This window comes from Vibrio sp. IB15 (assembly GCF_016406055.1).
Classification (GTDB): Bacteria; Pseudomonadota; Gammaproteobacteria; order Enterobacterales; family Vibrionaceae; genus Vibrio; species Vibrio chagasii.
The window spans coordinates 141,451-148,412 of record NZ_JAEFCE010000003.1 but is presented as its reverse complement, the minus strand read 5'-3'; the positions used below and the strand labels follow the sequence as shown (position 1 = coordinate 148,412).

The following is a 6,962-nucleotide window of genomic DNA, read 5'->3' as shown; positions in this document are numbered from 1 at the left end:
CGATTATCTCTCAGAAGAAGGATCGGTCAACCGATCCTTATCTGATCTACATTGCTCCAATGTGAGGGCTTTTTCGTACCTGTCATCGGCATATAAAAGTTGTATAACTTACAGCTTATTTTTCTTATTGCGATACATGTTCTCGTCTGATGACTTGATCAAGTTAATGATGTTCAAACTTTGAGAATCAGAAGTTCCGCACCCATAGGAAAACCCAAGTGAAACATCATCATCACCACGAAACCCTTCAATGAACTCATGAAAATCTGCACGAATTTTACGAACCAATTCACAAGCGTATCCGGGCTCTTCTGAATGAATAACCACAATGAACTCATCACCACCGACTCTCGCCGGTATTGTGTTGTATTTGATGTTATTTCTTATGCACGAAGCAAAGCCAGAAATATAGTCGTCACCTTTAAAGTGCCCATAAGTATCATTGATGTACTTTAAATTATCCAAGTCAAAATACAGACAAACGATCTCTCCATCATCAATGTTTGCTTTGTTGAACTCATAAAAGAACCCCCTTCGATTGAGCAACATCGTCATGATATCGAAGTGGCTGTTTTTATATAAAATCCTGCTCTCTTCTTTCAAGAGGATTTCAGAGCGTAGTAAGGTTGAAATGTTCTCAATCAGGTTCACTTGGCTTTCCGTATACTCGGTTGGATTCAAGTCAAACACAAATAGGATGGCAAACACTTCTCCATCTGTGCCGCTGATGGGGATGCCACAAAATGATTTATAGTCGTCAGGCTCCTTCTCAACAGTTGCCTCACCACAAGAACATCCACTCAAATAAACCGTGCGGTTCTCTTTGTATACGTACTCACAAAAACAACTGATCTTACTTTTGTGCTGCTCGCATAACTTGGTTGAAGAACATAAAACGCTCTCAAATCCCAAACAAGTAAAATCGGAGATCGTGATGATTCCCGCATTCGATGCGTCCATAATGTCGCATATGTTGTCCAATATAGATATCCAAGTATCTACGTCGATATTTTGTTCCATCCCTTCAGAAGAGACTCTGTCAAATAGCATCAATTATTCTTTAGTATCAGATAGTTAAATTTGATTGAATATTCATTAGCATCCGTTATAACAAAAATTCTAAGCAAGGTAATATTGAGTGGGGTTCCGACAGATTGATGGCTAAGACTTTTTCTTAGCCACATCACAAGCCACTGACTCCATTAACTATTTATATTGGGTTGAACGCTAAGATATGCTCTTAGTTCACTCGTTCTGTAGCATCATCATTCGACGTCCAGATCTCGACTCGTCTGTTCTTTGCTCGCCATTCACTCGTTTCATTAGAAGAGATAGGCTTACTTTCACCAAAAGAACGAATAACCAAGCGATTCTTCTCTACCCCATCAGCAACCAAAGCATTCGAAGTAGTGAGCGCTCTTTGTAGCCCTAAAGCTTGGTTGTAGCCTTCATCACCAGTGCTGTCTGTGTGCCCATCGACCGTGACCGAACTGCCACTGGTTTGTAATTCACTAGCGAGTTGGCTCAGTGCTTTGCTGCCCATTGGTGTTAGACTGTGTTGGTCAAAACCAAAGTGGATTCGAGCCAACAATCTGTGGCGCTCTTGGCTGCTGATCCAAGTCTTACATCCGGCTTTATTGATACCTAGACTCGATTGGCTGGCTAATGCCTGTTTCAACTCGTTGCTATCGGATTGTTGCTCTATTTGTAGCGCCCCCAACCTGTGCTGCGCGACACCAACAACATCATCAACTCTCACACTGTGTTGATATTCACTGAATGCCGTGTCGCAATAAACGCTTATGCCGTCCTCCGCATTGGCGTGAAGGCTAAATTGCAATGTCGACAGGACAATGGAACCGATCATTAACTTTTTCATATTTTCCTCTAATACAACTTAGTGATGCCGCTTGTTTTTGAGCCTTTACGGATGAGTTCTTCTATCTTTTCAATCAATTCATCAAGGTTAGATACGTCGATGATGTCCTCATTTGGGTCGATAACACAGTCTTGAAAACCGCTTTGCTGAGAAGCACGGAAATCGATACCGATGACACCAATATATAAGCCAGGTATCTCCTCTCTTGCTTTGTCACACATGCCTCTATCAACAAGCCCTTTAAGAATGCCGTTATTAGGGCTTTCTTGACCATCACTCAAAATAAGCAGCATCTTGATTTTCTTGTTGTATGCTTGCTGTTCTTCGTCATCCGAGCTATTGGGATCGCCATCCTTAAGGATTTGAGAGCCTCTTAAGATCCCTTGAAAGGCGGCGGTGCCACCGTCTGCCCACATAGAACTAATCGGGTTTAGATCGGACAATTTGTTCGATAATCGAATGTTTTTAAACTGCGTTGAACTTGAAGAACCATGAGCGTTAAAAAGATCCGTTCCATTCACACCATAGAAGTTGGGTCTTAACCCCGACTTGTCCGTAAACATCGTGGCTACAGACGTGGATAAATCAACATAGTTGTATACGTCAGCAACGTGATAGTTATCTAAATAGATCACATCCTTGATGCGCTTAGCGTACTTTTGATTGTCCGATTTTGGGCTTGGGCAGTAGGACTGCCAATTCGCGCAATTGAGTACCTCATTCTGCGAATACGCACGCCAATAATCCCAATTAACATCGTTGTAAGAATAAGGGGACACGTTGGGTTTATAATTGTGTTTATAACTCAACTGACTGGTCGCGTTTGCTCGACCACCTGAGACGATTTCCCTCGTTCTCACGTTAAAAGGCACAAAGCCCACTCGGTTAAGTAACTTATCTCCGGTGGTGTCTTCTCCAGGTTCATCACACACCTCTTTCCACTCACCATCGACGTACTCTAAGTCAGTCGATGTGCACAGGATCTTGCTAGATATCTGATCGATGGCCGTTTTCAAATCATCAATTTTTTTATGACGACTTGACCCCCACCTATCATCCATCGAGCCAGAAAAGTCTGATACGAACACAATGTCGATGTTGTTATCACCAAGGTAAACGGGGTATTTTCGCGCTAGTGAGCGCCCTGCCAGATCTTGCTGCTCATCAAACGAAGGGATAAAACTGCTCGCAAACCAAGAGTCATGAGTGGTCTTTGCATTAACCGTGTATTGGATATATTCAAGAATCCCTGCTCCCTCATCTTCCGCTTGATGAAATCTCTGTGCAGAAAGATTGGTAGACTTAATGTCCCTCACGTAATTCTCGACATATTGAGTTGCTAATCCACGCGCAAGATCAGGCTGATCTTCAATAGTCACCGCTATTGCCGCAGCCTCTGCGGAATCTCTAAGTCGACTGGTCTCTTGCAAGTAGCGTGTACCTTCAACTGCCCAAAAGGTCATTCCCATGATAGGAACAAGCAATAAGCCCATCCATACTGCGGCGACACCTTGCTGTCTTTGTAGACTGAGATACTGACGATTGATATGACGTTCATGCTGAATTTTCATTTCATTATCTCCCAGGCATGATAGAAGAAGAGGCAATCTTAACCGTGGTACTCGTACCATCATTAAAGAACGGCTTGAACCAAGAGCTTTCCTCTTCGCAAAGGCTAACGCGATACAAGGGGTAAACAACGCCCTTATCTACCGGCGCTAAATCCGCATGGTCAATAATTGAATCCGTCTGGCAATTTAAGCTTCTGAACTTACTGCTACTAAACTCAGCGACATTACTGTTGTTCGTTAACGACTCGATCTTGATTGCCACATTGTCTACGGGTGTATTGAGCATTCGACTTGCTACCTTCGTCATGTCTTGTAATTCTGAGTTAGTCACAGACAGGTTCTGCCCCGCCAATACATCCGCTTCAAAATAACGCGTGCGTTCTTTAATCACGTTCACCAAAGCAAAGCTGGACCTATCGAGCTTTGCGCGTGCGAGCAGCTGATGGCTTAAATCGGCGCCAAAAAGATAAACGCCCCACAACGCGACAAGGATGAACAGCAACTCAACGGTAAAAGAACCTTGTTGGCGATTTCCATAAAACGCTCCTGGGTTACGGCGCATCATCGTTCCACCCCTCGTGTTCTAAGTTCAAAACCATTGTGCGTGAAATATCTCTATCTGCTGCACCAGCCAATTTAATGATTGGTGTGTAGCGATAAGTCACGGTAATTTCGGCCAGATCGTAATTGAAGTTCAAACCTTGGTCCGAATGCCCTCTGTTCTCAACAAAATCGTCGTAGGTTTTGAAATACTGACCCTTCATCGAGAAGCGTGAGCCATCAATCAAAAAGCTCCATAGATTGTCATCATCTTCAATCAAGCTTCGGAACTTGTTCTCGTATTGCTCATTGATCCCTTTACCTTCATAGATCTTGGTATTTCTGATCGTTTCTCTAAGCGAGTATTCGGTCATGTTTACAACGTAGATTTGGTAGCTCGACTCAAAGATCGCAAAGGTTGCGAAGAACAGCACCAGAGCCCCTAAAACAAACTCAATCGCTGTCACCCCTTTCTGCTTATTAAGACGCTTCATCGCTCACTCCCAGTTGAGTCAATTCAGCGGCAATCACTTGAATTTCTTGCGCCGAAAAGTCGCCTTTAAGTAGCTTTTGGGCCGAATCAATCTGCTGGGTTTTCATCAATGCTATCGCCAAGTTCGCTTTTACAATCTGATTGGTTGGTTCTTCTTTCAACACTGGCGCTAATGTTTCAATCGCCTGCTGGAACTCACCATTAGCCATCTGGACCATCGCGATGTTGTTCTTAACCACCACATCGTTATAACCACGTAAGCGTGCCAGATTCAGCTCTTGATATGCTTTCTCATACTGACCAATTTTTGTGTATGACACGCCGAGTAATACGTGAATTTGACCAGCCCTATTACCAGCCTCGACAGATGCAATATAAGCAGCTATCGCACTATCCGTGTCATTTTTGGCATCAAATACTTGCCCTTCTAACTGATAAAGGTCTGGGTTTTCGATGCCCTCTTTTTTCAGGTGTTGAGCGTAAAAATCTGCGGATTCGATGTCGCCTTTATAGAAGTACGCCCATGCTAGTTTCTGTTTCACCACTGGATCTTGGGAGCCTTGCTCAAGCTGAGATTTGTAATGGTTAATGAGACCATCGTAGTTTTTGACCTTCTCCATACTGGTCACCTCGGCAAGCTGGTGGTCTTGCTCGGAAGGTGTCGATTGGCACCCGGCTAACAGGCTTAGCGTTAGCAGCATCAGGTACATCGTTTTTTTATTCATGCTTCACGCCCCTAGATACTCAATGTCATTTGCATGATGCTCGGTGCGAGAATCAAGATGACGATCGGAAACATGATGAAAAGGATCAACGGCACACTCATCTTTGCAGAGAGCTTACCTACCTTTTCTTCAACCGTGAGGATTTGAACTTTTCGCATATCTTCAGCAAGGTCACTGAGTGTTTGAGCGACAGAAGTACCGTATTGCAAGTTCTGAATAATCGTCAGAACAAAGCTTCGAACGGCGGGAGTTGGAATACGCTCAGTCAAATCGTTCAATGCCTTCTCTACACCATGTATCTTGGCAGAGTCAGAGGTACGCTTAATTTGGTAGCAAAGGTCGGAATCAAACTCGGCCAGCTCTTTACCCAAGTACACTAAAGATGCCTCTATTGTCATGCCGGTTTGTACACATACCGACATCATGTCTAGTAAATAAGGGAGCTGTGCTGAGGTTTTGCTGATCAACATCTTGCGTCGCATTTGCAACAAGGTATCCGGAACAACAATCACCGCAATTAGAGAGACAATCACCACCAGCAATTTGTTGGTCGATGTCATGTCCCCTAACAGAACCAAACCTGAAACAAGGCCTAACACCAACACCTTGGCTGGAAAGTAAAACTTTGCCCATTCGGTGTTGTAATAACCTGCTTCTATTAGTTTCTGTTCAAGTTCATGTCTATGCTCCTTACCAAATCGAACAAAGAAGCGGTTAATGCGCGAAGGTGGTTTAATGGTATCCCCCCCAATATACGCAGCAACCTTCTTTAGCCTTTGATTGGAACGCACCGACTCAATAATCAAAAAGAGCAGCGAAAAAAACAGAACGATAAGCGAAGCTAATATCATCATGCTCGTACACCTCTTACTAATAGCCAAACGATGAACAAGCCGAACAGCTCACTGCCAAGTACGTAAAACAACACCACACGACCTGATTCGTCATACAGGACATAATTGACATTGTCGGGGTTTACATAATTCAGAATGATCATAAAAACCAAAGGTATAGCGGCAACAATCTTGGCGGAGATCCTCGCTTCCGAAGTCATCGCCATCTTCTTTTTTTCTAACGTTCTGGAATCCACTAGTACGCGAATCAATCGAGCTAACACACCTTTGAGCTGCCCGCCGCGCGCAATATTGGCTCTAAGCGTCACGGTGAAGAACAAAAACTCTGGATACGGGTAGTTTTTGCACGATCGCTTAAGTACCACTTCTGGCGATTCACCTAATTTCAATCGGTCGCCCATCAGCTTAAATTCACGCCCGATAGGGTTGTCCATCACTTCGCCAACATAACTAATGGCTTGCATCAAACTGTCACCCGCCGTCACCGCACTCATCAGAATGTTCAACGCATCTGGGAAGGTATTCTCGAAATCTCGACGCCTTCTGGTCACCAAGAAGCGGTAACCGAAAAAGGAAAAAATCGAAGCCAACACAGGTACCCACCAGGAGTTTGTCATCGAAAGCAAGTCAATCACGATGTACCACGAGGTAATTAAACTGCCCGTAATGTATAACGCGATGTACAAGGTAGAACGCGGCCCCAACACCATCAAGGTTGGTGAAATGGACTCTTTGAACGTGTGCCAGCTCTGTTTACGAACCAATGATTTCACGTTAATAGCGTTAAAGTTTTCCGCTTCCGCTTCTTCAATATTGAAGAATTGATTGACCTTTTTTACCTTTGAGTCCCGAATCAAAAGCAGCACAAAAGCGAATAGGATCAACGAAATCCAAAGCATG

The 6,962-nt window shown here is 43.9% G+C and carries 8 protein-coding genes; all 8 read right to left on the bottom strand.

Annotated features, from left to right (window positions below; all coding sequences use genetic code 11):
* Positions 1-108: 108 nt before the first annotated feature.
* Entirely contained in the window at positions 109-1,050 is a 942-nt protein-coding gene (locus JC606_RS02170; RefSeq protein ID WP_137407767.1) for a sensor domain-containing diguanylate cyclase, read from the bottom strand.
* Positions 1,051-1,240: 190 nt separating this feature from the next.
* A complete protein-coding gene (locus JC606_RS02165) occupies positions 1,241-1,879 on the bottom strand; it encodes an OmpA family protein (RefSeq protein ID WP_137407766.1) in 639 nt (212 codons plus the stop codon).
* Between the two features lie 8 nt (positions 1,880-1,887).
* Positions 1,888-3,450 (bottom strand): TadE/TadG family type IV pilus assembly protein, encoded by a 1,563-nt coding sequence (locus JC606_RS02160; protein WP_137407765.1) that lies wholly within the window; start codon positions 3,448-3,450, stop codon positions 1,888-1,890.
* A gap of 4 nt (positions 3,451-3,454) precedes the next feature.
* Positions 3,455-4,012: a tight adherence pilus pseudopilin TadF gene (gene tadF, locus JC606_RS02155; RefSeq protein WP_105057041.1), complete on the bottom strand. Its 558-nt coding sequence runs from the start codon at positions 4,010-4,012 to the stop codon at positions 3,455-3,457.
* Complete coding sequence (locus JC606_RS02150) at positions 4,002-4,484, bottom strand: TadE/TadG family type IV pilus assembly protein (RefSeq protein ID WP_137407764.1); 483 nt, start codon at positions 4,482-4,484, stop codon at positions 4,002-4,004. Before JC606_RS02150 ends, tadF begins: the two co-directional genes overlap by 11 nt.
* On the bottom strand, positions 4,471-5,208 hold the full coding sequence (locus tag JC606_RS02145) for a tetratricopeptide repeat protein (protein WP_137407763.1): 738 nt from the start codon (positions 5,206-5,208) through the stop codon (positions 4,471-4,473). The genes JC606_RS02150 and JC606_RS02145 overlap by 14 nt, the downstream gene beginning before the upstream one ends.
* A gap of 11 nt (positions 5,209-5,219) precedes the next feature.
* Positions 5,220-6,062, bottom strand: a complete 843-nt coding sequence (locus JC606_RS02140) for a type II secretion system F family protein (protein WP_198777743.1) — start codon at positions 6,060-6,062, stop codon at positions 5,220-5,222.
* Entirely contained in the window at positions 6,059-6,961 is a 903-nt protein-coding gene (locus JC606_RS02135; protein ID WP_198777741.1) for a type II secretion system F family protein, read from the bottom strand. The genes JC606_RS02140 and JC606_RS02135 overlap by 4 nt, the downstream gene beginning before the upstream one ends.
* Position 6,962 lies beyond the last annotated feature (1 nt).